At 35.2% G+C, this 691-nt stretch carries 2 pseudogenes; both read right to left on the bottom strand.

The annotated features are described in order from the left end of the window. A pseudogene (locus BBG48_RS10850) lies at positions 1-466 on the bottom strand (Fe-S cluster assembly protein SufB); the annotation flags it as partial. Between the two features lie 27 nt (positions 467-493). Then, positions 494-691, bottom strand: a pseudogene (locus tag BBG48_RS11070) (Fe-S cluster assembly ATPase SufC); the annotation flags it as partial.

The following is a 691-nucleotide window of genomic DNA, read 5'->3' as shown; positions in this document are numbered from 1 at the left end:
CTCTTATAGCAGCATCAAAATCTGTATATATAACTCCTTGGTCTACAAGGTATTGTTTTATGCTGTGATATACTTCTTCTGAGTCATACTGTGCTCCTACTCCTGCTAATGCCTCTTTTTCCGCCTCAGGAATACCAAGTACATCAAAAGTGTTTTTTATGTCGTCCGGTAAATTATCCCAGTTTGTCGCCAGTCCTGCCTTAGGTTTTATATAGGTTGTGATTTTGTTGATATCCATTCCTGATAAATCAGGTCCCCATGTTGGATTTGGAATTTCGTTGAATAATTCTAAAGACCTTAATCTTCTTTTTAGAACCCAGTCCGGTTCATTTTTGTTTTTGGAAATTTCTCTTACTATATCTTCATTCAAACCTTGGTCGGATTTTTGTGAATAGGTAAAGGCATTTTTGATATCGTAAATGCCTCTATCTATCTCCGCTACGTTTGACTTTTGTCGTTGTTCCATTTATTATTGCTCCTTATTGATACATTATTAAAGATTTTCGTAGCCTTGTGACTCTATTTCATCTATTAAAGACGCATCAGAAGTCTTAACCATTTCTCCGTCCTTTAAGACATGAACTATATCAGGTTTTATGTCTGCCAAGATGTCCTTGTGATGAGTAATAATTATAAGTGCTTTGTCTTTGTTAAAAAACTGTTCAACTTCTTTTGATACTACCTTTACAGC

Source organism: Criibacterium bergeronii (genome assembly GCF_001693775.2).
GTDB lineage: Bacteria > Bacillota > Clostridia > Peptostreptococcales > Filifactoraceae > Peptoanaerobacter > Peptoanaerobacter bergeronii.
The sequence above is the reverse complement of the archived record's forward strand: the minus strand, read 5'-3'. Positions and strand labels throughout refer to the sequence as shown.